The 25,671-nt window shown below is 43.9% G+C and carries 27 protein-coding genes, 21 tRNA genes and 1 rRNA gene; 11 read left to right on the forward strand and 38 right to left on the reverse strand.

Annotated elements, in window-relative coordinates; genetic code table 11:
• Positions 1-41 precede the first annotated feature (41 nt).
• From ACIQYG_RS18225 to ACIQYG_RS18240, 4 genes are all read right to left on the reverse strand, one after another.
• Complete coding sequence (locus tag ACIQYG_RS18225) at positions 42-812, reverse strand: TSUP family transporter (RefSeq protein ID WP_402840651.1); 771 nt, start codon at positions 810-812, stop codon at positions 42-44.
• 42 nt (positions 813-854) lie between these two features.
• On the reverse strand, positions 855-1,319 hold the full coding sequence (locus ACIQYG_RS18230; RefSeq protein ID WP_402840720.1) for a 2-thiouracil desulfurase family protein: 465 nt from the start codon (positions 1,317-1,319) through the stop codon (positions 855-857).
• A 234-nt stretch (positions 1,320-1,553) separates the two neighbouring features.
• The gene (locus ACIQYG_RS18235) at positions 1,554-1,796 is read right to left on the reverse strand and encodes a DUF2584 domain-containing protein (RefSeq protein WP_101225571.1); all 243 of its coding nucleotides are present in this window, start codon (positions 1,794-1,796) and stop codon (positions 1,554-1,556) included.
• A gap of 50 nt (positions 1,797-1,846) precedes the next feature.
• Complete coding sequence (locus ACIQYG_RS18240) at positions 1,847-2,635, reverse strand: alpha/beta hydrolase family protein (protein WP_402840656.1); 789 nt, start codon at positions 2,633-2,635, stop codon at positions 1,847-1,849.
• 133 nt (positions 2,636-2,768) lie between these two features.
• Here ACIQYG_RS18240 and ACIQYG_RS18245 point away from each other — a divergent pair, with 133 nt between their 5' ends.
• Genes ACIQYG_RS18245 through ACIQYG_RS18255 form a run of 3 tightly spaced genes read left to right on the forward strand, consistent with a single transcriptional unit; the run spans position 2,769 to position 5,349 of the window.
• Positions 2,769-3,770: an ABC transporter substrate-binding protein gene (locus ACIQYG_RS18245; protein WP_402840657.1), complete on the forward strand. Its 1,002-nt coding sequence runs from the start codon at positions 2,769-2,771 to the stop codon at positions 3,768-3,770.
• A 27-nt stretch (positions 3,771-3,797) separates the two neighbouring features.
• Positions 3,798-4,568: an ABC transporter ATP-binding protein gene (locus ACIQYG_RS18250; protein WP_402840660.1), complete on the forward strand. Its 771-nt coding sequence runs from the start codon at positions 3,798-3,800 to the stop codon at positions 4,566-4,568.
• Positions 4,558-5,349 (forward strand): ABC transporter permease, encoded by a 792-nt coding sequence (locus ACIQYG_RS18255; protein ID WP_402840662.1) that lies wholly within the window; start codon positions 4,558-4,560, stop codon positions 5,347-5,349. The genes ACIQYG_RS18250 and ACIQYG_RS18255 overlap by 11 nt, the downstream gene beginning before the upstream one ends.
• Positions 5,350-5,529: 180 nt before the next feature.
• Here ACIQYG_RS18255 and ytkD read toward each other — a convergent pair whose 3' ends face one another.
• Positions 5,530-6,000 (reverse strand): RNA deprotection pyrophosphohydrolase, encoded by a 471-nt coding sequence (ytkD, locus tag ACIQYG_RS18260; RefSeq protein WP_402840664.1) that lies wholly within the window; start codon positions 5,998-6,000, stop codon positions 5,530-5,532.
• A gap of 114 nt (positions 6,001-6,114) precedes the next feature.
• Positions 6,115-6,465, reverse strand: coding sequence for a hydrolase (locus ACIQYG_RS18265; protein ID WP_402840666.1), 351 nt, complete (start codon positions 6,463-6,465; stop codon positions 6,115-6,117).
• Between the two features lie 227 nt (positions 6,466-6,692).
• Between ACIQYG_RS18265 and ACIQYG_RS18270 the strand changes: the two genes are divergently transcribed.
• Complete coding sequence (locus ACIQYG_RS18270) at positions 6,693-6,959, forward strand: DUF6154 family protein (RefSeq protein WP_370020242.1); 267 nt, start codon at positions 6,693-6,695, stop codon at positions 6,957-6,959.
• A gap of 95 nt (positions 6,960-7,054) precedes the next feature.
• Here the strand turns inward: ACIQYG_RS18270 and ACIQYG_RS18275 are convergent, their stop codons facing one another.
• A complete protein-coding gene (locus ACIQYG_RS18275; protein WP_283916079.1) occupies positions 7,055-7,495 on the reverse strand; it encodes a Dps family protein in 441 nt (146 codons plus the stop codon).
• Between the two features lie 124 nt (positions 7,496-7,619).
• On the opposite strand from ACIQYG_RS18275, the gene ytzI reads away from it, so the two are divergent.
• On the forward strand, positions 7,620-7,775 hold the full coding sequence (ytzI, locus tag ACIQYG_RS18280) for a YtzI protein (protein ID WP_081113018.1): 156 nt from the start codon (positions 7,620-7,622) through the stop codon (positions 7,773-7,775).
• A gap of 37 nt (positions 7,776-7,812) precedes the next feature.
• Here ytzI and ACIQYG_RS18285 read toward each other — a convergent pair whose 3' ends face one another.
• Positions 7,813-8,286 carry an S-ribosylhomocysteine lyase gene (locus ACIQYG_RS18285; RefSeq protein ID WP_137019600.1) on the reverse strand — a complete coding sequence of 158 codons (474 nt, stop codon included), beginning with the start codon at positions 8,284-8,286 and terminating at the stop codon, positions 7,813-7,815.
• 208 nt (positions 8,287-8,494) lie between these two features.
• On the opposite strand from ACIQYG_RS18285, the gene yidD reads away from it, so the two are divergent.
• Positions 8,495-8,716, forward strand: coding sequence for a membrane protein insertion efficiency factor YidD (gene yidD / locus ACIQYG_RS18290; RefSeq protein WP_402840723.1), 222 nt, complete (start codon positions 8,495-8,497; stop codon positions 8,714-8,716).
• Between the two features lie 121 nt (positions 8,717-8,837).
• Positions 8,838-9,806: a metal ABC transporter solute-binding protein, Zn/Mn family gene (locus tag ACIQYG_RS18295; RefSeq protein WP_402840672.1), complete on the forward strand. Its 969-nt coding sequence runs from the start codon at positions 8,838-8,840 to the stop codon at positions 9,804-9,806.
• A 48-nt stretch (positions 9,807-9,854) separates the two neighbouring features.
• Here ACIQYG_RS18295 and ACIQYG_RS18300 read toward each other — a convergent pair whose 3' ends face one another.
• Positions 9,855-10,919 (reverse strand): DctP family TRAP transporter solute-binding subunit, encoded by a 1,065-nt coding sequence (locus ACIQYG_RS18300; protein ID WP_402840675.1) that lies wholly within the window; start codon positions 10,917-10,919, stop codon positions 9,855-9,857.
• Between the two features lie 140 nt (positions 10,920-11,059).
• Between ACIQYG_RS18300 and ACIQYG_RS18305 the strand changes: the two genes are divergently transcribed.
• The gene (locus ACIQYG_RS18305; RefSeq protein WP_402840677.1) at positions 11,060-12,670 is read left to right on the forward strand and encodes an ATP-binding protein; all 1,611 of its coding nucleotides are present in this window, start codon (positions 11,060-11,062) and stop codon (positions 12,668-12,670) included.
• A complete protein-coding gene (locus ACIQYG_RS18310; protein WP_402840680.1) occupies positions 12,663-13,358 on the forward strand; it encodes a response regulator in 696 nt (231 codons plus the stop codon). Before ACIQYG_RS18305 ends, ACIQYG_RS18310 begins: the two co-directional genes overlap by 8 nt.
• A gap of 46 nt (positions 13,359-13,404) precedes the next feature.
• Here ACIQYG_RS18310 and ACIQYG_RS18315 read toward each other — a convergent pair whose 3' ends face one another.
• The 7 genes from ACIQYG_RS18315 to ACIQYG_RS18345 all read right to left on the reverse strand — a co-directional run bounded on the left by ACIQYG_RS18315 (position 13,405) and on the right by ACIQYG_RS18345 (position 21,438).
• Positions 13,405-13,551: a hypothetical protein gene (locus ACIQYG_RS18315; RefSeq protein WP_156319616.1), complete on the reverse strand. Its 147-nt coding sequence runs from the start codon at positions 13,549-13,551 to the stop codon at positions 13,405-13,407.
• A gap of 427 nt (positions 13,552-13,978) precedes the next feature.
• The gene (menC, locus tag ACIQYG_RS18320; RefSeq protein WP_402840726.1) at positions 13,979-15,082 is read right to left on the reverse strand and encodes an o-succinylbenzoate synthase; all 1,104 of its coding nucleotides are present in this window, start codon (positions 15,080-15,082) and stop codon (positions 13,979-13,981) included.
• Positions 15,079-16,560, reverse strand: coding sequence for an o-succinylbenzoate--CoA ligase (locus tag ACIQYG_RS18325; RefSeq protein ID WP_402840682.1), 1,482 nt, complete (start codon positions 16,558-16,560; stop codon positions 15,079-15,081). The genes menC and ACIQYG_RS18325 overlap by 4 nt, the downstream gene beginning before the upstream one ends.
• 86 nt (positions 16,561-16,646) lie before the next feature.
• Positions 16,647-17,459 (reverse strand): 1,4-dihydroxy-2-naphthoyl-CoA synthase, encoded by an 813-nt coding sequence (gene menB / locus ACIQYG_RS18330; protein ID WP_402840729.1) that lies wholly within the window; start codon positions 17,457-17,459, stop codon positions 16,647-16,649.
• Positions 17,460-17,466: 7 nt separating this feature from the next.
• Positions 17,467-18,288, reverse strand: a complete 822-nt coding sequence (gene menH, locus ACIQYG_RS18335) for a 2-succinyl-6-hydroxy-2,4-cyclohexadiene-1-carboxylate synthase (protein WP_402840683.1) — start codon at positions 18,286-18,288, stop codon at positions 17,467-17,469.
• A complete protein-coding gene (gene menD / locus ACIQYG_RS18340; RefSeq protein WP_402840686.1) occupies positions 18,285-20,036 on the reverse strand; it encodes a 2-succinyl-5-enolpyruvyl-6-hydroxy-3-cyclohexene-1-carboxylic-acid synthase in 1,752 nt (583 codons plus the stop codon). The genes menH and menD overlap by 4 nt, the downstream gene beginning before the upstream one ends.
• Entirely contained in the window at positions 20,029-21,438 is a 1,410-nt protein-coding gene (locus ACIQYG_RS18345) for an isochorismate synthase (RefSeq protein ID WP_402840688.1), read from the reverse strand. Before ACIQYG_RS18345 ends, menD begins: the two co-directional genes overlap by 8 nt.
• 299 nt (positions 21,439-21,737) lie before the next feature.
• Here ACIQYG_RS18345 and ACIQYG_RS18350 point away from each other — a divergent pair, with 299 nt between their 5' ends.
• Together ACIQYG_RS18350 and ACIQYG_RS18355 are read left to right on the forward strand one after the other, a co-directional pair.
• A complete protein-coding gene (locus ACIQYG_RS18350) occupies positions 21,738-22,658 on the forward strand; it encodes a 1,4-dihydroxy-2-naphthoate polyprenyltransferase (protein ID WP_402840691.1) in 921 nt (306 codons plus the stop codon).
• A 145-nt stretch (positions 22,659-22,803) separates the two neighbouring features.
• Complete coding sequence (locus ACIQYG_RS18355) at positions 22,804-23,553, forward strand: TraR/DksA C4-type zinc finger protein (protein WP_402840694.1); 750 nt, start codon at positions 22,804-22,806, stop codon at positions 23,551-23,553.
• A gap of 41 nt (positions 23,554-23,594) precedes the next feature.
• Here ACIQYG_RS18355 and ACIQYG_RS18360 read toward each other — a convergent pair.
• From ACIQYG_RS18360 to rrf, 22 genes are all read right to left on the reverse strand, one after another.
• Positions 23,595-23,666, reverse strand: a tRNA-Glu gene (locus tag ACIQYG_RS18360).
• Positions 23,667-23,669: 3 nt separating this feature from the next.
• A tRNA-Ser gene (locus ACIQYG_RS18365) sits at positions 23,670-23,760 on the reverse strand.
• Between the two features lies 1 nt (position 23,761).
• Positions 23,762-23,836, reverse strand: a tRNA-Asn gene (locus ACIQYG_RS18370).
• Between the two features lie 12 nt (positions 23,837-23,848).
• Positions 23,849-23,925: transfer RNA gene (locus ACIQYG_RS18375), tRNA-Ile, on the reverse strand.
• Positions 23,926-23,930: 5 nt separating this feature from the next.
• Positions 23,931-24,004 (reverse strand) — tRNA-Gly (locus ACIQYG_RS18380).
• Between the two features lie 4 nt (positions 24,005-24,008).
• Positions 24,009-24,084 (reverse strand) — tRNA-His (locus ACIQYG_RS18385).
• 17 nt (positions 24,085-24,101) lie between these two features.
• Positions 24,102-24,177, reverse strand: a tRNA-Phe gene (locus ACIQYG_RS18390).
• Positions 24,178-24,200: 23 nt separating this feature from the next.
• A tRNA-Asp gene (locus tag ACIQYG_RS18395) sits at positions 24,201-24,276 on the reverse strand.
• A 6-nt stretch (positions 24,277-24,282) separates the two neighbouring features.
• A tRNA-Met gene (locus ACIQYG_RS18400) sits at positions 24,283-24,356 on the reverse strand.
• Positions 24,357-24,459: 103 nt separating this feature from the next.
• A tRNA-Ser gene (locus ACIQYG_RS18405) sits at positions 24,460-24,552 on the reverse strand.
• 22 nt (positions 24,553-24,574) lie between these two features.
• Positions 24,575-24,651 (reverse strand) — tRNA-Ile (locus tag ACIQYG_RS18410).
• 10 nt (positions 24,652-24,661) lie between these two features.
• A tRNA-Met gene (locus ACIQYG_RS18415) sits at positions 24,662-24,738 on the reverse strand.
• Positions 24,739-24,766: 28 nt separating this feature from the next.
• Positions 24,767-24,842, reverse strand: a tRNA-Ala gene (locus tag ACIQYG_RS18420).
• Positions 24,843-24,859: 17 nt separating this feature from the next.
• Positions 24,860-24,936, reverse strand: a tRNA-Pro gene (locus ACIQYG_RS18425).
• Positions 24,937-24,947: 11 nt separating this feature from the next.
• A tRNA-Arg gene (locus ACIQYG_RS18430) sits at positions 24,948-25,024 on the reverse strand.
• Positions 25,025-25,034: 10 nt separating this feature from the next.
• Positions 25,035-25,123: transfer RNA gene (locus ACIQYG_RS18435), tRNA-Leu, on the reverse strand.
• Positions 25,124-25,135: 12 nt separating this feature from the next.
• Positions 25,136-25,210, reverse strand: a tRNA-Gly gene (locus ACIQYG_RS18440).
• Positions 25,211-25,218: 8 nt separating this feature from the next.
• A tRNA-Leu gene (locus ACIQYG_RS18445) sits at positions 25,219-25,300 on the reverse strand.
• Between the two features lie 7 nt (positions 25,301-25,307).
• Positions 25,308-25,383: transfer RNA gene (locus ACIQYG_RS18450), tRNA-Lys, on the reverse strand.
• Positions 25,384-25,403: 20 nt separating this feature from the next.
• Positions 25,404-25,479, reverse strand: a tRNA-Thr gene (locus tag ACIQYG_RS18455).
• A gap of 10 nt (positions 25,480-25,489) precedes the next feature.
• Positions 25,490-25,565, reverse strand: a tRNA-Val gene (locus ACIQYG_RS18460).
• Between the two features lie 11 nt (positions 25,566-25,576).
• Positions 25,577-25,671 (reverse strand): 5S ribosomal RNA (gene rrf / locus ACIQYG_RS18465); the annotation flags it as partial.

A 25,671-nucleotide genomic window follows, 5' to 3' on the forward strand; every position in this document is an offset into this window, starting at 1 on the left:
CCCAGCCATTTTTAATAGGAATTCATTCGCTGAACACTCCATCAAAAAATATGAAAATAATTAAGGACATTTTTTCCAATCAATAAAATCGTGACGCAAATGAATAATATACGGACATAGGAAGCACCTTTCTTAATTGCGAAGTTCGTTCCTACCAATGCTCCCGCGACCATTGCAAGTCCCATCGGGATTCCATAGGCAAAATTGACGGTCCCCATAGATAAAAAAATGATAAGTGCGGCAATATTGCTTCCAAAATTCAATATTCTTGCATTCCCGGCAGCCTGGACAAAATCAAACCCAATGATCAAAAATGAAAATAATAAAAAGGAGCCTGTGCCTGGCCCAAGAAAACCATCATAAAAACCAATCGCAAATATTATGACAATCAAAAGAATCATTTTCTTCCTTGTCAGCCCTTTATACTTTGCATCTTTACCCCAATCCTTTTTTACCAACGTATAAATCGCGACAATGACCAGCAAGATCAAAATGAGGGGCTTCAGTACCTCTGCGGAAACGAAATGTACAACGTATGCTCCTAACGCCGCTCCAATCACGGTAATCGGAAACAGCTTGATGACGAATTTGAAATCCACTTTTCCAGCCCGAATGAATGAAATCGTACTCGTTAAAGATCCCATTGTACCTGCCAGCTTGTTAGTGGCAAGTGCCGCTGAAGGCGAAATCCCCGTGAACAATAAAGCCGGAATCGAAATTAAACCGCCGCCGCCTACAACGGAATCGATGAATGCGGCAATAAAACCCGCAAGTACTAAAAATAGCAAAGTATAAAGATTGATATCCTCCATGTATTCCCCTTCTTTCAAAAACACTATCTAAAATGCCATTACTCATTTTTCATCCAGATAATCGAATAACCTTTCTTCTGAAATGACCGTGAATCCATGTCGCCTAAGCAAAGCCGCGGTCACTCCATTCCCGACCTTCTTCTCCCCCTTGAATTCCCCATTATAAATCGTGGCACTCCCACAGGATGGACTATTTTCTTTTAAAACGACTAACGTCGCCCCTACTTCCTGGGCTTTCAATAACGTAAGATTCGCTCCCTTTATGTACAATTCCGTTACATCCCTGCCCGACTTTTCGATGATCTTCGCTTTTCCATCAAGGACATCCCCACCTTCACCGCCAACTATCTCAGCAGGTTCCCTCGGTGTCGAAAAACCCCCAAGCAACTCAGGACAAACCGCTATAGCCTTTTTCTCCCTCATCAAATCCATAATTCCATCATTCAAGCTGTGTGTACCATTGTATCTTACCTCAAGACCCGCTAAACAAGAACTCACCAAAATCATCAAATCACCCCGCCTCATGCGCTTTACACCATTTTACCACTCTTTTAGTGACAATCATTTCGGAGATTGAATATTCACCAGGGTTTTTGCGCTGATATAATGCCGGTGGGATTATGGATTTGTGTGGGTCGAATTATTTTCACACAGGCTGAATTTTCCGCGCATCTGCCGAATTCTGCAAAACAATAAAAAAGCGCTTGCAGCGAAGGCGATTCCCGGCAAGCGCTTGTCTATTTAGTTGGTTGAATTCAGTGATAGCAGTTGGTACGTTATGATGGTCTTTTCACTGGTCCATTCAATTTTTTGGATAACGGCTGTTCCGCTTGAATCAGATTGAATCGTTTTGCGGACATCGATTGGAATATCGATTGGGTATAACCTGTAACCAGCTTTCGACAGCCGGAAAATGTTTTCTTCTTCACGGGTTTCGTTCCCTTTTGTAACGATCATGGTATTTAGCTCCATAGGCATGCCCATGTGTATCTCCTCCTCTTGCCAATATACTTAGTATATACTTCATTCTATCATTATTCGGTTTTACTTTTCATCCAAGATGTTAAATCTTCGACTACTTTTCTGTTCACGGCAGGTGGGAAATAATGCGTGAATTGAGGGAAATACCAGCTTTCGACCTCTTTGTCATGCATTTTCAACCTTTTTTCCAACCGATATGCATGTTCTATGGCGACATTGTCATCTTTTTCACCATGTATGATCAGGACGGGCACATTCAAATCTTCAATCGCAAACAACGGTGTACGGTATTCATATTGATCAGGGCATTTTTTAGGTGTACCGCCGATGACCCGCTTCATCATCCGACGCATATCCACCCGTTCGACATATGTTAAGAACATATCCGACACACCTCCCCATGTGACGATCGACGCTGCATTCCTACAGGATATCCCAGTCCAAAGGGCCATGATGCCGCCACGGGAAAATCCGAGGATATGAATGTGATCCTTGTTCACTTGGGGGTGCTGTTCAAGAAGATTGAATCCTGATATCGCATCGAATCGATCTTCGCCGCCAAAATCCTCATCTCCCTCCCCGCCTTGATTTCCACGGTAAAAAGGGGCAAAAACGATGAAACCTTCTACAGCATACTGCACGATCCTTGCGGGCCTCACCTTGCCGACATTTTTAATCCCGCCGCGTAAATATAAGAAGGCATCATGTATTTCGCCATCAACCGGTTCAGCCAGCAACCCCTTTACCTTCAGACCTTGTGATATGTACGTAACTGAATAAAGATGGATTCGTGGATGCGGTGATGGAAACCGCTGCTTTGAAATAATCGTTCCGTTCTCCAATTTCCACTCTCCTTTCTTTATTCTTATTGTAAAACATCCGCTTGTTTTTATCCCCTCAGAGGCATTCACATTTTTTTCTTCCGTTCATACGATAATGAAGGCAAAATACCCATATATCAAGGAGGAAGGAATTTTGAAAAAATGGTGTAAAGCAGGTGTCGTATTTTTACTTCTGTGCATGTTGGTAATCCCGCTTGACGCATGCGGCAAAAAAGAACAGGAAACAACGAAGGTCAGGATTGCCGAAGTAACCCGCTCCCTTTTCTATACACCGCAATATGTAGCGATCGAAAAAGGTTTTTTTAAAGATGAGGGTCTCAGCATTGATTTGAAAACGACGGCAGGCGGCGACAAGACGATGACCACGCTTCTGTCCGATGGGGCGGATATTGCTCTCGTTGGCTCCGAAACATCGATTTACGTCCAGGCACAAGGTTCGAACGACCCCGTCATCAACTTCGCTCAATTAACACAGACGGATGGAACGTTTCTTGTTTCACGTGAAAAAATTGACAACTTCAATTGGAATATGCTGAAAAACTCTACATTCCTAGGCCAGCGAAAAGGCGGGATGCCGCAAATGGCCGGCGAGTTCGTATTGAAAAAACATAACATAGACCCGAAAAAAGATTTGAACCTCATCCAGAACATTGATTTTGCGAATGTCGCAACTGCCTTCGCTTCCGGAACCGGCGATTTCGTTCAACTGTTCGAACCAACGGCCAGTGTATTTGAAAAAGAAGGAAAAGGCTATATCGTCGCTTCTTTCGGCACCGAGTCCGGGCATCTTCCATATACAGTTTATATGGCTAAGGAAAGCTATTTGAAAGAAGACAAGGAGACTGTCGAAAAATTCACGAGAGCATTGAAGAAAGCACAAGATTGGGTTCAGGAAAACGATGCTGCCGAAATCGCCAAAGTCATTCAGCCGTATTTTGAAGATACCAATATCGAGACGATGGAAACAGTTATCAACCGCTACAAAGAACAAGGATCCTTTGCAACCGACCCCATTCTTGATGAAGAAGAATGGAACAATCTGCAAAACATCATGGATGAAGCAGGCGAGCTTCCTTCACGTATAAGCCATGAAGTGCTGGTCAATACCGACTTTGCTGAAGAAGTCACAAAATAACATAGCAAAAGGTAAGGAGGATGTCCGATGAGCTTTTTAAAAATCCAAGACATTCACCATACTTATTTTTCAAATCAGACGGCAGCGACCGCACTAGCGGACATTTCCCTCGACATTGAAAAAGGTGAATTCGTCTCTTTTCTAGGTCCGAGCGGCTGCGGAAAAACCACCCTGCTTTCCATCATCGCCGGGCTATTTCCGCCCACTTCAGGAAAGATCCTGCTCGAAAACAAACCGCTGAAGGCCAACAGTGACCTTTCAATCGGCTATATGCTGCAGCAGGATTATCTATTTCCATGGAAGACGATAGAAGAAAATATATTATTAGGATTGAAACTGATTAAAAAAGATGAAGGACTTGAGAGAATAAAAACGCTGAAGCTTTTAAGCGACGTTGGATTGGGAGACACCGGAAAATTGTATCCGCGCGAACTATCGGGAGGAATGAGGCAAAGGGCTGCACTGGCACGGACACTGGCGGTCGACCCAAAAATCCTTTTGCTTGATGAACCGTTTTCGGCTCTTGATTACCAAACGAAGTTGAAGCTGGAAGACCTTGTTTTTGAAACACTGAAATCCTTCGGAAAGACAGCCGTGCTCGTCACCCATGATATCGGTGAAGCCATTGCAATGAGTGACCGCATCTTTCTGTTTTCCGCGAACCCGGGAAGCGTGTACAAAACCTTCAAGGTGCCCGATGAATTGCGTGAACTCACGCCTTTCCATGCACGCAACCATCCGCAGTATCCGATGCTATTCCAAACGATCTGGAAGGAGCTTGAGAGCCTTGAATATTGAACAGCTTCATAACCAATATAAAACCTCATTAAAAAAAGAAAACAGGCTCATTCGCTTTTATCAGATCCTGATTTTCATCATTTTTTTCGGCAGTTGGGAACTTTTATCCAGGAAGGAACTGATCGATCCGCTCATCTTCAGCTCACCAACTAAAGTGTGGCATCTTTTCATACAGAAATTGGGTGATGGAACCCTGCTATCCCATTCCGGAGTGACCCTATTCGAGACCGTTCTCGGCTTTATCATAGGGACACTGCTTGGAACGATCCTGGCATCCCTGCTTTGGTGGTCGCCCAGACTATCCAAAACACTTGACCCCTATCTCGTCATTTTAAATGCCATGCCGAAAGTGGCGCTCGGCCCCATCATCATCGTGGCATTCGGCCCTGGCTTCCCATCCATCATCTCGATGGGGGCGATCATTTCCATCATCATCACCACCATCGTCGTCTACACCGCATTTCGTGAAGTGGACCCGAACTACCTGAAAGTACTCCAAACTTTTGGCGCAACAAAAACACAAGCTTTTCGGGAAGCCATATTACCCTCATCCTTCCCAACGATCATCTCGACATTGAAAGTGAATGTCGGCCTCTCCTGGGTCGGCGTCATCGTCGGGGAATTCCTAGTTTCGGCCAAAGGGCTCGGCTACCTAATCATCTACGGCTTTCAAGTCTTCAACTTCACCCTCGTAATGCTTGCCTTGATGATCATTGCCGTCTTTGCCACAATCATGTATCAACTAGTCGAACTGCTCGAGCGAAAATTAATCAAAGACTAACCAAACTGCCGATAACCCTCGGCAGTTTTTCACTCATGCAAAGCTAAAACAAGATTTCAGTTGAATTCCGGCAGTTTACTCGTGAGTTTCCGCCATTTACTCGTGAATTCCGCCGGTTTACTCGTGAATTCCTGCCATTTACTCGTGAATTCCGCCGGTTTACTCGTGAGTTTCCGCCATTCACTCGTTTCTTTGCAAAATGCCATCATCCAGTCTCGATAAGCTCAACGGTACAATCTCATCTTTCATGATGAAGCTAAACTCCTCACCGAGTACATCCGGCAATGATTCCATAAAGATCGGGCCTTCCGTTTCCAGGTAATTCTCTTTCTTCTCTACTTCACGTAATTCGGCATAGTATATTGATTTAACGAATGGCTTCATTGGATCATGTACTTTATATTGTCCCAAAAATTGCAGTTGGCCCACTAAGCCTCCTGTTTCTTCATAAACTTCCCGTATGGCCGTTTCTTCAATCGATTCCCCTGCTTCCCGTTTACCACCAGGGAATTCCAATCCCCGTTCTCTGTGTTTGGTCAATACCCACCTGCCCTTATATCGGCTAAGCACAAAAACATGCCAAGGCTCTCCAAAGACAGGATTCTCGGAGAATTCGACCTTATATCCGTTCTTATCAAGAAATCGTTTCATTTTTCCCCTTCTCTCCGTATAAGAAATGGTGCTATGCCCCTTGTTTCATTATATGGGTAAAAAAAACCACTATCCAGCGAGAATCTGCATCACATCAAAAAAAACGATGGACCCTCAATATTCGAGGCCATCGTCTGTTGGTTTTGCCTGCAGTATCCCCATGCTTTCTATATGCCGTCTTCCTTCTTCAGTACCCAGGGCGTAAATCATCTCGTAAATTTTTTGGAGAGTGATATCCTGTTTATCATTTTCACGGTCAAAATGATATTGAAGGTATGGGACATGTGCCCGGTAAAAATTGTCTTCCCCTACTGAATAATTATAATCAAATAATTCACGTAATTTAATGATTTCATTATCTGTCGCCTCGATTTCAAAATTCCATGGAGAACTTTCCCTATCTTGTGTGATCTGCCCATTCGGAAGCCAAATGTAATATTTTTTCCTGTTTTCAGACACATTCATCCACCCTTTCCATATATCCTACGCTTATTTTTCACGTATTTCCCCACTTCATACAATGGAAAATTTTGTTTAAAGAAGAACAAAGATGTTAAATAATAGATTAAAGTATCTTTCAAAGGGTAAAACATATAATAAGCCCAAGCATCCCTTAAGATTTTTATATGCACCCAGAGGTTTTTTTGATAACCTAAATATAAAGAGATAAACGGATTTCTAATAAATGTGAGGTGAAAGTTTTGAAGTTAATTGAAGAATTATACAATATGTACCGTGATAAGATGACTGGTGATGAAGAAGATATTGATATGCTTACTTTTGCGGTTCTGGAACAGCTTGACCGCAAGGAAATTTTCGAATTGCTTCAAGAGATGGATGATCAAGAACTAACCAATTTAATGGGCCTTTACATTATTGAAACGTTAAAAGGGAAGTTCGCTCAAAATAGTATGAGCGACACGAAGCCTACACATTTTCCGCCTAGGAATATTCATTAAATACATACCATGTCAGGTGTCCCTCTTTTGATGGATGCCTTTTTTATTGTTTTAAACCAAAAAAAGCCCTACCAAAGTAGAGCTTTTCCTAAATCTTAATGTCCTAAATACGCACGCAGCATCCAAGCATGTTTGTTTAAACTTTTCTTCATGCCTGTCAGCATATCAGCCGTAACCGGATCTTCTTCTTCGGCAACTTCGATGATTTCCAGGAACTCTTCGGAAAGCTTCTCAAAATCACTGATGACGCTTTGAACCATATCTTCTGTATTTTCATTACCTGTCGCTTCTTCGATCGTCGTTAATTCCATGTACTCTTTAAGGGTAGCAACCGGCTTTTCTCCAATGGCCAGTAGTCTTTCAGCCAATTCGTCATAGTTGGATGTCACTTCTTTATATAACTCTTCCAATTTTTGGTGAAGCTCAAAGAAGTGCGGTCCATTCACGAACCAGTGGTAATTATGAATTTTCGTATAAAGAACACTGAAGTTTGCAATTTCCTTATTCACTAAAGTTCCTAATTTTTTCTGAGCCATAAATATCTACCTCCGTAAGTTGGTTATACTTTTATAATTCCCTCTATTCGAAAATTGAAACATTAACTGACTGGGTTCTTATGCTAAAATGAATCTAAATTGTGAACGTTAGGAGCTGTAAAGTATGATTACGGTTTTAGTTATCTCCATTATTGTGATTCTGATTGTATTGGCATTATCGGTCTTAACAATCGGAAAAGGTTACAGCTACAAGCATACAGTGGATCCTGTCGATCCTTTGCCTGAGGATGAGGGGAAAAAAGAAGAACCTGAAAAATGAAAAAAGTTCCTGTCGCAAATGGACAGGAACTTTTTTATTAACCGAAAACTTTATGAAGATCTTCTTTATCTTGTGCAAGCCAGAAATTCATTAATTTCTTGGCTCCTTCAAGATCATGCAATTTTGCTTGGCCGCATTGTTTTTCGTTTGCAGCAGGAATTTCGGTAATTGTAACAGCATCCTTGAATGTATCTTCAAGAACATCGATGATTTCCGTGACTGTCGGCTCGCCGCTGACCACAAGGTAATATCCTGTTTGACATCCCATTGGCGAAATGTCGATAATATCAAAGTGATCGTAGCGCTCGGAATGCTTACGGATATTGAATGCAAGCAAGTGTTCCAGGGTATGGATCGTGTCCGGCTTCATCGCTTGTTTATTCGGCTGGCAAAAACGGATATCAAATTTATTAACAACACCATCTGTTCCTACCTTATGGACACCGCAATGTCTAACATATGGGGCTTTAACAGCGTTATGATCTAATTCAAAGCTTTCGACTGAAGGCATTTAATTCACTCCTTAATTGTATGTCATCTCTATTTTACCTTGAATAACAATATATTTCATCCTTTAAAATTAATTCTTATTATATCAATCGGATTACCAATATGCTTATTCCTTTTTTATCCTTATTGGAAATTTAGAAAATATGCTATAATTGAAGGTAGTCATTTTACCGAAAAGAGATGAAAGCATCGTGTTGAAAAAAATATTAATGGGAATCATCCGTTTTTACCAAGTTGCTATTTCTCCATTAAAACCGCCCACCTGCCGTTTTTATCCAACTTGTTCCCATTATGGTTTGGAAGCGGTCAATCGTTTCGGACCTATAAAAGGAAGCTGGTTAGCACTCATCCGGATTCTTAAATGTCATCCGTTTCATCCAGGGGGCATTGACCTTGTTCCCGAAAAAAAAGAAAAAGGTGAGGAACAATAGAAAAAATCCTTGCTTTCTTTTGCAATCTTTTGTATCATACAGAAGTCAAATCGTAATCATTTCGTTTTTACCACATAAAATTCAAATCGTAATCAATACGAATTATAAAGGAGCATTTCATATGAAAATTCGAGCATTGCTCTCACTTTTCCTTGTTACTGCGGTATTTCTGTCAGCCTGCGGCAACTCAACCGGAGAATCGAGTAAAGAAGATACCAAGGATGCCTTGGATATATATACGACGGTTTACCCTTTACAATACTTCACTGAGGCCATTGGCGGGGAGTACGTGAATGTCGAGACGGTTTATCCTCCCGGAACGGATGAACACACATTCGAACCCTCTCAAAAAGATATTGTAAAAATGGCTGAGTCAGACCTATTTTTTTATATTGGCTATAATCTTGAAGGCTTTGTAACCAAGGCTGAACCAATTTTAAGCAAAGAAGGCGTCAGCACAATTGCGGTGGGAGAAACGGTTCATCTTGATGAAGAAGAACATGCACATGAAGAAGAACATGCACATGAAGAGGAACATGCACATGAAGAAGATGGTCATGACCATGGTGGCGTTAATCCGCATTTGTGGTTAGATCCCGTCTATTCCATTGACATGGCTAAAACCATCAAGGACGAATTAACGAAAAAAATGCCGGAACAGGAAGAATATTTCAACAGCCAATTCAATGAGCTTTCCGAAAAGCTTGAGGCACTTGATGAAAAATTCGCGACGACGATCGAATCGGGCCGAACCAATAAGATCATCGTTTCCCATTCTGCATATGGTTATTGGGAGGAACGCTACGGATTGGAACAAATTGGCGTCACAGGACTAACGTCTTCAAATGAACCTTCTCAAAAGGAACTAGGAAAAATTGTAACAATGGCAAAAGAAGAAGACTTGAACTACGTCATCTTCGAGCAGAATATCAGTTCTAAACTAACCGAAATCATCCAAAAGGAAATGGGAGCGAAATCACTCGAGCTTCATAACCTTTCCGTATTGACGGATAAAGATATCGAAGCCGGCGAAGATTACTTCAGTTTAATGGAAAAAAATATCAAGACACTGCAAACTGCATTGAAATAAAAAAAAGCGGGCCCCTTTGGGGTCCGCTCTTTTTTTACCATCATTTAGTCATTCCTTTAAATGCTTCTCACGGATCTTTTCCATTTTCGTCATCAATTCGGTTCCAATCGTTGATTCGAATTCCGGATAGATGACGGTCATCTCATCCATCCATTCTTTCTTTTCTTCATCAGACAGTGTATAGATGTCGATATTCGATTTTTGCTGGATTTCCCTTAGCTGTTCCTGATTCAATTCATTTGATTTGATCCATAGCCATTTCGTCGTATCATCCATCGCCCGTTGGATTTGCTGCTGAATATCCAACGGGAGTTTGTTCCAAAACTGCTTGTTTATCATGACTACATACCCTAAATAGCCATGGTCACTGATCGTTAAATATTTTTGCACCTCATATAATTTTTTGGAATAGATATTCGAAATCGTATTTTCCTGGCTGTCCGTTTCTTTGATTTCAAGGCTTTTAAACGTTTCATTAAACTCCAGAACTGAAGTTGTCGCCCCAAAATGCTTGAATTGCCTTTCCAGGACTGCACTTGGCATGATTCTGAAATTCTTTCCTGCAAAATCACTTGGATGCCGTATCGGTTTACTGCTTGTAATCTGTTTATAGTTATTCGACCAAAATGCGAGTCCTTCGATATCGATGATATTCAGCTGCTTAAGCAGCTCTTCCCCCACTTCCCCATTCAAGGCTTCCTGCAAGGCAGCGTCCGTTGGAAAGACGTAAGGGAGGTCCAATAGCATCCATTTCTTTGATATGCTCGTAATTTTAGATGCAGTCGGTGCAATCATCTGCACCTTGTTTTCTTGTAATGCTTCGATTTCTTCATGATCACTATATAATGACTGATTTGGATAAACTTCTATTTTGACACGATGATCTGTATATTCATCGACAAGTTGGGCAAATCGGTTCGCAGCTAGACCTTTAGGTGTATTTTCGGCAACGACATGACTGAACTTAATCACGATTTGATCCTTCATCCCGACCTGCTCCTCATCCTTCGGCAAATTGAAACCGAAGCTTGTAAAGAACGATTGGAACGATATATACACTGCTACCAACAGTCCCAAGCCAATTAATAAGAAGTACCCCCATAATGCACGCATACCGACAACTCCTCACCGCTCACTTCACATTATCACTATTCTATCACAGCTTTTTGCTGTCGTAATACAATGCGCGAAAAATAGCGAAAAGTGATAGAAATTCTGTTACTATTAGGTATAGAAGTAATGGAGGAAAACCAATGGATAAATCCTTTCATATGCCCATACAAATTAAAATCACCCTGCTATCATTCGTAATCGTCGCTTTTTCGATACTAATAGGCGGGATTTTTATATTCGGAAATATCGTTTCGGTCAGGGAAGACGAAATCGGCAAACGATCCATGATCACTGCCCATACCATTGCCGAACTCCCTGAAGTACAAAAATTGGTCCGTGAGCCTGAAGGATGGACGCAGCTTAATCCGATTATAGAAAACTTAAGGAAAATCCATCAAGCGGATTATATAGTTGTACTCAACAATCAGCATATACGCTATTCCCACCCGGTGTTCAGCCAATTGGGGACCCCATCCAGCAGCAGCGATGAAAGCGCTGCGTTCGCTGAACACGAATACCTTTCAAAGGCTGCTGGCGAACTTGGCATTTCCGTCCGCGCCTTTGTCCCTATCCTTGATGGAGATAGAGAGCAAATCGGCGTCGTACTGGTTGGGAATATCTTGCCTACGATACCGGAATTAATCAAGGACCTTAAAGGCGAAATCGCGATTATCCTGGTCCTTACACTCCTATTCGGTGTATGCGGCTCATGGCTCATGGCAAAAAGGATAAAAAAAGAGACCTTCCAACTTGAACCCCATGAAATTTCACGGATGTTGGTTGAAAGGACAGCCGCTTTCAATGCCATGCATGAAGGGGTCATCGCCATAGATAATAATCAGGCAATCACGATTTTCAATGAAAAGGCTAAGCAGATATTCAATATCAACGGTGCGGTCATAGGCAAGAATATCAATGATATTATACACGATACCCGTCTTCCGGAAGTGCTCGACCGGACATCTCCCATCTTCAATCAGGAAATCTCCGTTCAAAGCCGGAATATTGTAAGCAACCGGGTACCGATAAAGATTGCGGGTAAAACCATCGGGGCCGTCGCCATTTTCCAGGATCGCACCGATGTGACGAAGCTAGCTGAAGAGTTGACTAGTGTCAAAGCATTCGTTGAAGCCCTGCGCGTTCAAAACCATGAACATATGAACAAACTTCATACGATAGCAGGATTGATCCAGCTAGGTAATCTAGACGAAGCTCTGCATTACATTTTTCAGATCACGGAAGAACAAGAGGAATTGACCAGGTTTTTAACGAAGCACATTCACGATGATAATTTAGTGGGGCTGATATTAAGTAAGATCTCCTTGGGACGGGAACTCGGGATCGAGCTCATCATGGACAAGTACACGAAATTGGACCGCTTCCCCGCTGATTTGGATCATCACGATTTTGTTTTGATAATCGGAAACCTGATCGAAAACTCATTCGCAGCGCTAAAGCATTGTTCAGAGGAAACCAAACAGGTTTATCTATCCATCTACCAGGATGAACGTCATTGTCAAATCGTGCTTGAGGATAATGGACCCGGCATTCCCGAGGACATTCATAAGGATATATTCGAGTATGGTTTTACAACAAAAGGTGCGGAAGGATCAGGAATTGGTCTTTATCTAATAGACCAAATTGTAAAAAAAGCGAATGGCGAAATGAAATTCACGACACGCCATAATGAAGGAACAAGCTTTTTTCTTTCTTTTCCGATGCATGATATAGAGGAGAACCAAAATGACTAACGAAATTCGTGTACTTTTAATTGAAGATGACCCAATGGTCCAAGAGGTCAACAAACAGTTCATAGAGCGCCTGCCTGCCTTTAAAGTAGTTGATACAGCTTCAAATGGGCTTGAAGGTCTGGAAAAAATCAGGCAGTCTAAACCCGACCTTGTCATTTTGGACATCTTCATGCCATCTTTAAACGGGGTTGATACACTTTATCAAATCAGAAAAAAGCAAATTGATGTGGATGTCATCATCATTTCAGCGGCAAATGATCAGAAAACGATTCGAAAAATGATACAGAACGGGGCTTTTGACTATTTAATCAAGCCATTTAAATTCGATAGGTTAAAACATACGCTGGAACAATACTTTGCTTTTCGGATGGAGGTTGAACCTGACCATCAAATTTCGCAAAATCAGCTCGACCGGATTCTCTTTCAAAATAAAACAAATTCTGAAGCGAGTCCGAAATATGATGTTCCGAAAGGATTGAATGGCACGACTCTTGAGCAAGTGACGAAGTTCATAAAGACCCAGCCTGGGTCACTATCTGCAGAAGAAGTGGCTGATGGGATTGGAATCGCCAGAGTTACAGCAAGGCGCTATCTTGAATACTTGCATGGTGAAGAAGTTCTTCAGCTTGACGTACAATATGGCAGCATAGGCCGTCCAGTCAATAGGTACCGGCTTAAAAAACCTTAAACGCATGGGGACCGGCTCGAAACGGTTCCCTTTTTACTTTTAATCTTTACGCACCTGTCTTCCGGTCATACAGGCCCCACTTTCTCTTCAAAAGAAACAGCTCGCACTCCTCCAAAGCCGTCACTTCTTTTATGACATAGTCAGGCATGCCTCTTCTTAGTAGAATTTCCGCAATAAGGTACGGTTTTTTCATACACTCTCCCCTCCTTTTCCCTTTGGTCGCCATTCTTTTAATCTCATTATACAAAATAATCCAGTTGGGGAAAAATAGACAAAGCCCCATTTTCCGAAAAAAATTATGATTTATCCGTCATTTAAATGATTTTTCTAAAAAACTGCAGACAAATTAAAAATGTTCCTGGTTGATTTCAGTCATACGCTCCCTTTCCGCCGACTGTCTGCCAAGCCTCATTAAAACAAGCATATAGCGGGATCTTGGCTAGCAAGTCAGGAAAAACAATGAACTGATTTGTTAGTATCCTATTAAAATCATTTTCCAAAAGGGTGGGGTTTCCGTCCAATAAAGTACTAATTGGGTGAGTTACAAAGACCGTGGGAGTAAAAGGAGATAGGATCAATATTTGATCAAAAGAGGTGGGCCGTGCACCTCCTTTGATGTTTCACTTGTACAGTTTACTAAATGTAGTCAATTCCTTTAGCCGCTTTTCATTGATGGCAAAACCGATTCCAGCTTTATCGGGAACTTGGATCATGCCGTTTTCGACGATGACTTCAGGATCGATTATATCTCCATCCCAATAACGTGCTGAAGATGATATATCCCCTGGAATCGTGAACCCTTTTAATGTGGCAAGTGCAATATTATGTGCACGTGAAATGCCAAATTCAATCATACCGCCGCACCAAACGGGCACATCATTTCCCAGGCATAGATCATGAATCCTTACAGCTTCCATCCAGCCGCCGACTTTAGCCATCTTAATGTTGATAACCCCACAGCTCCGGAGCGACAGTGCACTTTTGGCATCATGAAAAGAATTTATACTTTCATCAAGGCAAATGGGTGTCTGCAGCTGTTTCTGCAAAAATGAATGTTCCACAATGTCATCATGCCCAAGCGGCTGCTCAATCATCATCAGCTTAAAGTCATCAAGCTTCTGAAGATGCGGGATGTCATCAAGAGTGTACGCTGAATTGGCATCTGCCATTAGAGGGATATCGGAATAGGCCCGACGGATTTCCGCCAAAAACTCCAAATCATTTTGAGGATTTATTTTTATTTTATAACGCTGATAACCAGATCCTGAAAAATCCTCGATCTGGCGCATCGCATCTTCTATATCATTCGATGCAACGACTACGCCAGCGGCCACTTCACTTCTTTCGCCGCCAAACAGCCGTCCAAGGTAGACTCCTTTCTGCTTCGCATACAAATCGAGGATTGCCTGCTCTAAAGCTGACTTCGCCATCGCATTCCTCCTGATTCCGCTCCATAAGTTCTGCAGCTCATCAGGATGCCTGATCTGACTGGCCAATGTCAGCGGGATTAAGAAGTCATCCAACATATGAAAGCATGTTTTGATCGTTTCCTCGGTATACCAAGGACTTGTAAAAGGGACAGCTTCCCCGTATCCAATCAATCCGTCTTCATCCATCGCTTCGACTATTATCACTTCCCGGTCGTTCACCGTTTCGAGATGTGTCTTGAATGGCCGCTTTAAAGGGGCCTTAATGAGCTTTAGTGAAATGGAGGATAACTTCAGTGCCATTCCCCCATCTCCTTCTTCAGTTCCCGTCTCAGAAGCTTGCTTGCGCCATTCCGGGGAAGCTCCTTACAAAAAATCACGTTCCGGGGAATTTTATAAGATGCCAAATACCCCCTGCAATATTCCAGCAGTTCGCTCTCACCTAGCTCTGCACCTTGATGCAGGACAACAAAAGCAAGCGGGACCTGCCCCCATTTTTCATCGTCTGTCCCCGTCACTCCCGCTTCGAAAACATCAGGATGCTTACTAAGGACATTTTCAATCTCGGCCGGGTAGACATTTTCACCGCCGGAAATGATTAAATCCGACCGTCGGTCAAGTACATATAAAAAGCCTTCCTCATCGAGATAACCAAGGTCCCCAGTATAAAGCCATCCATCGGTAATGGCCTGCTGTGTAGCATCCATCCGATTAAAATAGCCTTTCGTCACATTCGGACCCGAAACCACGATTTCCCCCACTTCACCCGGTTCACACATCGTGCCGTCTTTCTCTATCCGTAACTGCGAAGGAAACAAAGGCTTTCCTGCTGAGCCGATTTTTGTCATGCTATATTCCGGTGCCAGTGTCACAATCTGTGAAGACGTTTCGGTCATTCCATATGTTTGATAGACGGGAATCCCTTTCTCCTTACATACTTCAAGCAAATGGACGGGAGCAGGGCCGCCGCCCAACAGGAAACAGCGTAAGGTTTTTGGATAGCTTGTTTCCTTCATATCCTGTACCATCCTATTCAGCATAGCCGTCACGACCGAAATGATCGTCACGCCATTTTCCTGAATGCTCCGGTTTGCTTCCCGTTCATCGAAACGTTCCGCCAAAACGACTTTCATGCCATAAATCACATTTTTCATCAAGATGGATAAACCGCTAATATGAAAGATCGGAACCGCACAATACCAAGAGTCCTCCTCATGCAGTCCAAGGTTCAGAACAGACCCTACGGCACTCCACCAATGGTTGCCGAATGTTTGGATCACCCCTTTTGGATTTCCTGTCGTACCGGATGTATACATGATCGTAGCGGTATCCTCAAGGTAAAACTCTTGAAGTATCCCTGCCGTGCCTTCATCCGGCAATTCTTCCATTAAATGAAGGTTCAAATCCGGGAGAATCTCACAAATATCAGAGAGTTTGCCGGAGAAGGATCCTTCTGAAACCAAATAGGCCGTTCCGCTATCCTCGATCTGCCAGGACAGCTCTTTTGCCGTTAGCTTATTATTCAGCATCACAATCTTCACACCGAGATAAAATAGTGCATGGATAACGACAACACCATCAATATGGTTACGGAGCAAAACCGCGCATGAATCGCCAGCGCCCAGACCAATGCTTGCCAGCTTACCAGCCATCTTCTCCGATAATGTATGAAGTTCAAGAAAGCTATACGTATGACCTTCAAACTCAATTGCCGGGCGATCCGGTGAAAGATGCGCCCGATTTTTCAGCCAGTTCGGCAACTTTTCTTCTGCCATTGCTGCTTACCCTCTTCCTTTTTGATATAGAAAACAGCCCGGCGATTTTCCGCCAAGCTGTCAGTCTCATCGATTCACGCGTTTCATTAAGGGAAACGAGGGAATTGCCCAAAGTCCGGAGTGCGTTTTTCTTTGAATGCATCGCGGCCTTCTTTTGCTTCTTCTGTTGTATAGTATAAAAGTGTAGCGTCACCAGCCAATTGTTGAAGGCCTGCAAGGCCATCAGTATCAGCGTTCATTGCCGCTTTCAAGAAACGAAGTGCAGTCGGGCTCTTCTCAAGCATCTCTTCACACCATTTAACCGTTTCCACTTCCAATTGGTCTAATGGCACGACCGTGTTGACCAATCCCATATCCAATGCTTCCTGTGCATTGTATTGACGGCATAGGTACCAGATTTCACGCGCCTTTTTATGACCCACGATACGTGCAAGGTAGCCAGAACCATAACCAGCATCAAAGCTTCCTACATTCGGTCCAGTTTGTCCGAAAATTGCATTGTCAGCAGCAATCGTCAAGTCACATACCACGTTCAAGACATTTCCTCCACCAATTGCATATCCTGCCACCATGGCTACGACTGGTTTTGGAATTACGCGAATCAAACGTTGCAAATCAAGAACATTTAAACGCGGAATGTTATCTTCACCCACATATCCGCCATTTCCGCGGACCTTTTGGTCTCCGCCTGAACAGAATGCTTTGCCGCCTACACCTGTTAAAATAATGACACCAATGCTGGAATCATCGCGCGCCCTTGCGAATGCATCAATCATTTCAGCAGTCGTTTTTGGCGTGAATGCATTATGTACATGCGGTCGATTGATGGATACTTTCGCAATCCCGTTATATTTTTCATACAAAATTTCATCATACTCACGTATTGTTTCCCATTGAATCGTCACCTTAATTCCTCCTTTTATTTCGCTTTAAAAACTCACTTATTATTTTACCAAACTTTTCTCCAACTTCCACATGAATCGCATGTCCCGCATCATTTATTATTTTCCATTCGGCCCGCTTCAGCCTTTTCTTCATCGAGTCCGCAATGTCACAAAACTTACTGTCGAGTTCACCTGTTACAAGGAGCACCGGGAAATCAAGGGTTTGCAGTTGCTCCCAGTATGAAGCCTGACTGCCGGTCCCCATACCAAGAAGGCTATTGGAAAGGCCGGCAGGGTCATTTGCCAACCGCTGCTCCCGAATGGCCGTCCTGGTTTTGGCCGACAACCGTTTTTGACTTTCAAACAGCGGGATGTTTTCCCATTGATCCACAAACGCTTCCATGCCATTTACAAGAATCCGTTCGGCAAGCTTCCGATCATTTCCCCTACGGATTTCCCGTTCCTCTTCTGTTAAAAGGCCTGGTGAAGCACTCTCAAGTATCAATGTATCAACATACTCAGGATACAAACAGGCAAATCCCAATCCGAGCCTTCCGCCCATCGAGTATCCAAGGATATGGGCCTTCGGGAAATGTAACACATCCAAAATATACTTGATATCCTCAGCCACTTTCTCAAGCTCATACCTTCGATGATCGGCTGGTGATGCAGACATGCCATGTCCGATGATGTCGACCATGATCAACGTATACCTGTCACTCAGTAGCGGGATGAGGAATTTCCATGTATCCCGATTTCCCGTAAATCCATGTAAAAGTACAAGAGGATCTCCATTTCCCGTTATTTCAACAGCATAATTGACATCCTTGCTGACAATATTCATGATATTTCCCTATCTAACACCATTTTTATTTCCTGGGAAACAAAGCTCCACAAATTTCGATGCTTTTGTAAATTGGACTCTCTTTCTGTCGGTACTTCAATGATTTTCAAACCTTGAATTTCGAATGACTCTGTAAATACCTTCTCGAAATCATCCCAATTTTGCACCTTGTTGTATTTACCGCCATAAAGCTGGGCAGTATGGGAAAAATCAAGCCCATGAGGCGTGCCGAATAGCGTTTCGAAATGTTCCCTCTCATTCGCCTGCGGCAAGAAGGAAAAAATGCCGCCGCCATCATTATTAACCAGCAATATCGTGATATTTTGTTTTTGAAGTTTTGCTGCAAGCAAGCCATTCATATCATGGAAAAAGCTTAAATCCCCGATTGCCAGCACTGTATTTTTCGATACCGTGCTTACGCCAAGTGCAGTGGAAACGACACCATCGATGCCATTAGCCCCGCGATTAGCAATGGTTTTGATTCCTTTTCCATTATTCAAAAAGAAAGTATCCAAATCACGTATAGGCATACTATTCCCGACAAACAATGTCGACTCCAATGGCATCATATCAGCAAGCAGGGCGAACAGCTTGCCTTCGCTTAACTCCGCTTCATCCCTGACGGAGGCTAAGGCATCCTTCGTCGCTCCGTTGACGGTTTGCCATAAGCGAAGCCATTCATCATCAGGGGAAGAAGTAATGCTTTCAGCAATTCGCAGACAAAATTCTTTCTCTTCGCTGTAAATCATATTCGTTGCCAATCCGGCTGGTTCTCGCCAGCCTGCTCCGCCATCGACGACCAAGGTGATTGCCTGTTTTTGTTTTTTCATGAATAACAATAATGGTTTAGAAACAGGCATTGCCCCGAATCGTAAGATCACTTCCGGCCTGAAAGCTGCTTTTGCCGTTTCATCGCGCAGAAACGTATCGTACGCATCAATGATGACGGCTTTGTCATGACTTCCGCTCCTTAATTGTGAAAGGGGATCAGCCAGTACCGGAAAAGCAAGTTTTTCCGCTAATTTGACGATGGCTTCCTTCATCTCTGGATGCGGTAACTCGCCACATATAATCATACCTTGCTTAGCTTTTGACAATGTAGTTGCAACAGCTTCTATTTGTGATGTTGACAAAGACCGTTCTCCACTGTCAATCAACACTGCAGGCGTCCTATTATTTTGCCTGTACTCCTTTGCTTGGTCCAGGTCCGGAATCAATGGTTCCCGAAGCGGGAAATTCAAATGTACAGGCCCTGCCGGTTCAGCTGCAGCTGAAGCCACTGCCCTTGCACCGACCGTTCTGGCATAACGCATCATCCCATCCGTGCTTTCAGGAAGTGCCATTTCGACAAACCATTTTACATGTCTCCCGTAAAGATGTATCTGATCGATTGCCTGCGGTGCTCCGACATCACGCAATTCATGCGGGCGGTCAGCGGTAAGTACAATAAGCGGCACTCTTGAATAGAAAGCCTCGATGACGGCTGGGTAATAGTTTGCAGCGGCTGTACCGGACGTACAAAGAAGTCCGACAGGTTCTTTTAAGGCCTTAGCCAAACCAAGGGCAAAAAAAGCTGCCGAACGCTCATCCACATTAATATGAATTTCGATATCAGGATGTTCCACTAGCAACAAAGCTAGGGGCGTGGATCGTGAACCTGGGCTCACCACCACATGCTTCACCTCATTTTGTGCCAGCTCATCGACGAATGAAGCAGCGTACGCTGTCAATGCATCTCGGTCATTCATTAAGATTTCCTCCTAAAGCACTTAACATCGGATTGAATTTAATCCCCGTTTCCCGGAATTCACTTTCGGGAGTCGAATCTTCCACTACTCCGCATCCGGCAAAGAGCGATGCCTCGTTGTTCTGTATTAGGGCAGAACGTATCCCTACAGCGAATTCCCCGTTTCCATACGTATCCACCCAGCCTAAAGGACCCGCATAAAAGCCGCGTTCCAGACCTTCCATTTCCCGAATTCGGACAATAGCCTTTTCTTTTGGAAGTCCGCCCATAGCAGGTGTAGGATGGAGGTTCTCGACGAATTCAAAAATCGTGACACCTTCTTTGGATGTACCGCGAACCGGTGTGTACAAATGCTGGATATGACGGTTTTTCATAAGTGTCGGTCCGGCCGGGACCATCACCTTTTCGCATACAGAATCAAAAGCATTGGATATCATCGACACGACATATTGATGCTCTTGTAAATTCTTTTGGTCATGAAGCAATTCTTCACCAAGACAAACATCTTCTTGCTCATCTTTACCTCGCCGCATCGAACCAGCAAGACAGGTAGAAAAAACTTCATTTCCCTGTTTCTTAATCAAACGTTCGGGAGTGGCACCGACAAAACAGTCACCACCAGCCTCCAAACTGAAAATATAACTCAATGGCTGCTCAGCAATCAATTGTTCAAGCACTTTCCCTGAATCGATGGAACGTTCAAAACCAAGTCGAAGCTCCCTTGCCAAAACGATCTTGTCGAGATCTGTCGTCTTGATTTCCTCAACAGCCTCTGCGACCGTCCGCTTCCATTTCTCAGGTTCGACTTCCCTCTGCATAACAAGGGAATTTGCACCCAATCCATTGCCATCCAAGCTTTCGAAAAGGAAAGCTTCCCGTTCATTTATCATATCTATGAAGAGTTTTTCTGAATCATCAGGCGAACAAAGTAAGTTTGTCGTTAAGTAAGCTTGTTTCCCCACTATTGACAGCATGAAGGCAGGTATATAAAACAGGTTGTCCCCGAACTGATTCCAAAGGAACGTACTGTCAGTTTCATAATCAAAAGAAAAGCCTCCAAACAGTAAAGGACCTGTCGCTTCTACATCGGTCACTCCTGTTTTGACAGCATTATTCTGCAGTTTGATCCAGCTCTTTTCGACTTCTCTATAACGTTCGGCATTCGATGCCGCTTTGAGTTTCTTAACATTGCCTAAACCGGTGATGGTTATTTCCTTTGCAGGGTCCTCCCAGAAAAAGCGTTCACCCGCATACCGTTCTCTTCCAGCTTGATAAAATGAAAGGGGGTTGTTGCATTTAATCTTCTTAATATGACTGAATAGAACTTGATCATTCAAGTCCTTCGCCTTTTGTATAGCTGAAGCCAGTCCCTGAAACTGTTCAGTTTCCTCTGAGATAGCCAAAAAAATCCCCCCAAATGTACATTTTAAAAGCTATTTAACCTATTTAAAGATACACCTCCCTTGAACCTCATGTCAATAAAACGCCCCTTTACCGAACGATTCTCCCCTGCTTTTTTCCTTATTATATGAATCTTAGCGAATGTAGAGAAATACCCTTGATTTTGGAAATGAATCATCGATGAATTCCAATTATCATCCTTACCCACTTTTCCTGCATTTATTAGGATAACCTTTTGTGCAACATTTCAATATTTGTTATAATTTCGAGAGAACCAATAATGATTTTGAGGAGAGAAATAATGCAAACAGAATACGACGGACTTCCCCTTAAACGGACCTGGAAGATTTGGTGGGAGTTAATTCGTCCACATACACTAACCGCAGCTTTTGTCCCAGTCTTACTTGGAACTGTGATTGCACTTTTGGAAGATGGAGTGAATTGGTTACTTTTCGCTGCCATGATGATTGCAAGTATCCTGATTCAAGCTGCAACCAATTTATTCAATGAATACTATGATTTCAAGAGAGGATTGGATACGGAGGAATCCGTAGGCATCGGCGGCGGGATCGTCCGTCATGGGATGACCCCCAGACTAATCATGACCTTGGCCCTTGGCATGTATGCCATCGCCTTGATAATTGGAATCTATATCTGTGCCGCATCATCTTGGTGGCTTGCTGCAGTGGGACTGGTTTGCATGCTTGTAGGCTATCTTTATACAGGCGGTCCGCTGCCCATTTCATATACACCATTCGGGGAACTTTTTTCTGGATTGTTCATGGGCTTTTTGATAATCCTGATCGCCTTTTTCATTCAAACCGGTGATGTTTCTTCAACAGCCATCTTAATTGCCATCCCAAGTGGGATACTGGTCGGGCTGATCAACTTATCCAATAACCTCCGTGACCATGATGGTGATAAGGCACATGGCCGTAAAACGATGCCAGTAGTGATGGGCAGGAAAAACGCCCTGACATTCATGGCAATCATGTTCGCTTTCTCTTATCTATGGCTTGTTGGGCTAGTTCTTACCGGAAGCGTAACGGCGTGGATTCTCCTTGCCTTCCTTAGCATACCGAAGGCCATGGCCGCAATCAAAGGCTTCGTGGGTAAAACGCAGCCGATCACGATGGTGCCAGCAATGAAAGCCACGGCCCAAACGAACACATTCTTTGGCTTACTCATGGCCATTGGATTATTCATCAGCTATCTTATATAATCTCCGAGGACTGAGCTCATCCGCTCAGTCCTTTTTTCTATCTTCCGTTCCATATTGTTTTCCTATACTCCGATTCGGGTAATAGATAATACAACCATCTTACCTATATAAAAAGAGATTTGACTTTAGAAGGAGTGAATCGGATATGGCAACTAAACAACAAACACAAAAATTCAAAAAAGAACTGCTTCAGGAAAAAAATGAGCTATGTAATAGAATTCAAAATGATGAACAATCCGTTCTGGATAATAGCCAGACGGAATCCGTAGGTGAATTATCATCCTATGATAATCATCCTGCTGACCTAGGAACCGAATTATTCGAGATGGAACGGAATCAAGCACTCGATGAGCATGCACAATCCGAAATGGAGAAAATCGATGAAGCTTTGAAAGCCATGGAAGAAGGATCGTATGGCCATTGTAAAACCTGCAATATGGAAATCCCCATCGAGAGGCTTGAAGCTATCCCAAGCACCCTCTACTGTGTCGAGCATGCCCCAGAACGGCCACCTTCACAAGACCGGCCAGCGGAAGAGGATATACTGATTCCATCCAAAGGTGACCATTTTGAAAACCGTCATGGAATCGAAATGGCGGATAAAGAAGATAGCTTTGGTGAAGTGGCCAAATTCGGTACATCAGAAACGCCATCTGATTATACCGGCGATCACGACAATTATAATGATCTTTATAAAAACGAGGATGAAACGGGTGGATTTCCTGAAGACTATGAAGGATTTGCCGCAAATGATATCGAAGGTAAAACTAGAGTGAATATACCGAACAAAAAGCAAAAGGAATATGAAGATATCCTGGAAGAAGAAAATATAGAATCCAATCTTGGAGACATTCCCTATAAACAAAAAGATGGTTATATTAATGAAAAGAAATGAAAAAAAGAAGCATACATTCATGTATGCTTCCCTTTTTGTTATGACCCGTACGGGATTCGAACCCGTGTTACCGCCGTGAAAGGGCGGTGTCTTAACCGCTTGACCAACGGGCCAACTGGCGGAGAAGGAGGGATTTGAACCCTCGCGCCGCTCGCGCGACCTACACCCTTAGCAGGGGCGCCTCTTCAGCCTCTTGAGTACTTCCCCATGGCTCCGCAGGTAGGACTCGAACCTACGACCGTTCGGTTAACAGCCGAATGCTCTACCACTGAGCTACTGCGGAACAATATGAATATGGTGGGCCTAAATGGACTCGAACCATCGACCTCACGCTTATCAGGCGTGCGCTCTAACCAGCTGAGCTATAGGCCCATATTTGGAGCGGGTGAAGGGAATCGAACCCTCATCATCAGCTTGGAAGGCTGAGGTTTTACCACTAAACTACACCCGCGAAATGGGGCGACTGATGGGAATCGAACCCACGAATGCCTGAACCACAATCAGGTGCGTTAACCACTTCGCCACAATCGCCATAATTTTTTAAGATATGGTGGCTCAGGACGGAATCGAACCGCCGACACAAGGATTTTCAGTCCTTTGCTCTACCGACTGAGCTACTGAGCCACATATGTATTCATTTTAAAGAATGGCGGTCCCGACGGGAATCGAACCCGCGATCTCCTGCGTGACAGGCAGGCATGTTAACCGCTACACCACGGGACCTAATAATTGCGGGGACAGGATTTGAACCTGCGACCTTCGGGTTATGAGCCCGACGAGCTACCGGACTGCTCCACCCCGCGACGGTAATAATGAAACGATTTGCATCAAGTTTTCGTGTATATTGTTTCGTCCGCATCCTTTATGTAAGGTTGTTTTAAAACAACTTGCTGCTTTTAGAAAAAATGGAGGAGGTAGAGGGATTCGAACCCCCGCGGGATTTGACTCCCCTGTCGGTTTTCAAGACCGATCCCTTCAGCCGAACTTGGGTATACCTCCACGGCTTTAATAAAAATGAATATGGTGGACCTTGTAGGACTCGAACCTACGACCGGACGGTTATGAGCCGTCTGCTCTAACCAGCTGAGCTAAAGGTCCTTATATTTATTGGTAGCGGCGGAGGGGATCGAACCCCCGACCTCACGGGTATGAACCGTACGCTCTAGCCAGCTGAGCTACACCGCCAATATAATATAAGTATCTGATTGAAAAATGGTGGAGCCTAGCGGGATCGAACCGCTGACCTCCTGCGTGCAAGGCAGGCGCTCTCCCAGCTGAGCTAAGGCCCCATTCATTAAAAATCACGTGGTCGGGAAGACAGGATTCGAACCTGCGACCCCTTGGTCCCAAACCAAGTGCTCTACCAAGCTGAGCTACTTCCCGCAATAAAAACATGGTGCGCCCGGCGGGAGTCGAACCTACAACCTTCTGATTCGTAGTCAGATGCTCTATCCAATTGAGCTACGGGCGCATATTTATGATGGTGCCGAGGACCGGAATCGAACCGGTACGGTAGTCACCTACCGCAGGATTTTAAGTCCTGTGCGTCTGCCAGTTCCGCCACCCCGGCACATACGAAAAGTGGAGCGGAAGACGGGATTCGAACCCGCGACCCCAACCTTGGCAAGGTTGTATTCTACCACTGAACTACTTCCGCATGAAAGATGCGGGTGAAGGGACTTGAACCCCCACGCCTTGCGGCGCCAGATCCTAAGTCTGGTGCGTCTGCCAATTCCGCCACACCCGCATATAAATGGTGAGCCATGAAGGATTCGAACCTTCGACCCTCTGATTAAAAGTCAGATGCTCTACCAACTGAGCTAATGGCTCGTGCTTGTACTATCTTAAAATGGTGCCGGCAAGAGGACTTGAACCCCCAACCTACTGATTACAAGTCAGTTGCTCTACCAGTTGAGCTACACCGGCAGGTGTAAAATGGTGGAGGATGACGGGATCGAACCGCCGACCCTCTGCTTGTAAGGCAGATGCTCTCCCAGCTGAGCTAATCCTCCATATGAAACCTGCTTGGCGACGTCCTACTCTCACAGGGGGAAACCCCCAACTACCATCGGCGCTGAAGAGCTTAACTGCCGTGTTCGGAATGGGAACGGGTGTGAC

The organism is Peribacillus sp. NPDC096622 (genome assembly GCF_044762665.1).
GTDB classification, from domain to species: domain Bacteria; phylum Bacillota; class Bacilli; order Bacillales; family DSM-1321; genus Peribacillus; species Peribacillus frigoritolerans_B.

What these genes read in the sequence shown, in the direction of transcription:
- menH (WP_402840683.1), bottom strand. Translation starts at nt 18,288, where the DNA reads ATGAATATTGTCAGCAAGGATGTCAATTATGCTGTTGAAATAACGGGA.
- ACIQYG_RS18275 (WP_283916079.1), bottom strand. Translation starts at nt 7,495, where the DNA reads ATGGCTCAGAAAAAATTAGGAACTTTAGTGAATAAGGAAATTGCAAAC.
- ACIQYG_RS18225 (WP_402840651.1), bottom strand. Translation starts at nt 812, where the DNA reads ATGGAGGATATCAATCTTTATACTTTGCTATTTTTAGTACTTGCGGGT.
- ACIQYG_RS18355 (WP_402840694.1), top strand. Translation starts at nt 22,804, where the DNA reads ATGGCAACTAAACAACAAACACAAAAATTCAAAAAAGAACTGCTTCAG.
- ACIQYG_RS18265 (WP_402840666.1), bottom strand. Translation starts at nt 6,465, where the DNA reads ATGAATGTGTCTGAAAACAGGAAAAAATATTACATTTGGCTTCCGAAT.
- ACIQYG_RS18315 (WP_156319616.1), bottom strand. Translation starts at nt 13,551, where the DNA reads ATGAAAAAACCGTACCTTATTGCGGAAATTCTACTAAGAAGAGGCATG.
- ACIQYG_RS18295 (WP_402840672.1), top strand. Translation starts at nt 8,838, where the DNA reads ATGAAAATTCGAGCATTGCTCTCACTTTTCCTTGTTACTGCGGTATTT.
- ACIQYG_RS18300 (WP_402840675.1), bottom strand. Translation starts at nt 10,919, where the DNA reads ATGCGTGCATTATGGGGGTACTTCTTATTAATTGGCTTGGGACTGTTG.
- ACIQYG_RS18325 (WP_402840682.1), bottom strand. Translation starts at nt 16,560, where the DNA reads ATGGCAGAAGAAAAGTTGCCGAACTGGCTGAAAAATCGGGCGCATCTT.
- ACIQYG_RS18230 (WP_402840720.1), bottom strand. Translation starts at nt 1,319, where the DNA reads ATGATTTTGGTGAGTTCTTGTTTAGCGGGTCTTGAGGTAAGATACAAT.
- ACIQYG_RS18285 (WP_137019600.1), bottom strand. Translation starts at nt 8,286, where the DNA reads ATGCCTTCAGTCGAAAGCTTTGAATTAGATCATAACGCTGTTAAAGCC.
- ACIQYG_RS18305 (WP_402840677.1), top strand. Translation starts at nt 11,060, where the DNA reads ATGGATAAATCCTTTCATATGCCCATACAAATTAAAATCACCCTGCTA.
- ACIQYG_RS18235 (WP_101225571.1), bottom strand. Translation starts at nt 1,796, where the DNA reads ATGGGCATGCCTATGGAGCTAAATACCATGATCGTTACAAAAGGGAAC.
- ACIQYG_RS18250 (WP_402840660.1), top strand. Translation starts at nt 3,798, where the DNA reads ATGAGCTTTTTAAAAATCCAAGACATTCACCATACTTATTTTTCAAAT.
- yidD (WP_402840723.1), top strand. Translation starts at nt 8,495, where the DNA reads ATGGGAATCATCCGTTTTTACCAAGTTGCTATTTCTCCATTAAAACCG.
- ACIQYG_RS18310 (WP_402840680.1), top strand. Translation starts at nt 12,663, where the DNA reads ATGACTAACGAAATTCGTGTACTTTTAATTGAAGATGACCCAATGGTC.
- menD (WP_402840686.1), bottom strand. Translation starts at nt 20,036, where the DNA reads ATGAATGACCGAGATGCATTGACAGCGTACGCTGCTTCATTCGTCGAT.
- ytkD (WP_402840664.1), bottom strand. Translation starts at nt 6,000, where the DNA reads ATGAAACGATTTCTTGATAAGAACGGATATAAGGTCGAATTCTCCGAG.
- ytzI (WP_081113018.1), top strand. Translation starts at nt 7,620, where the DNA reads ATGATTACGGTTTTAGTTATCTCCATTATTGTGATTCTGATTGTATTG.
- ACIQYG_RS18350 (WP_402840691.1), top strand. Translation starts at nt 21,738, where the DNA reads ATGCAAACAGAATACGACGGACTTCCCCTTAAACGGACCTGGAAGATT.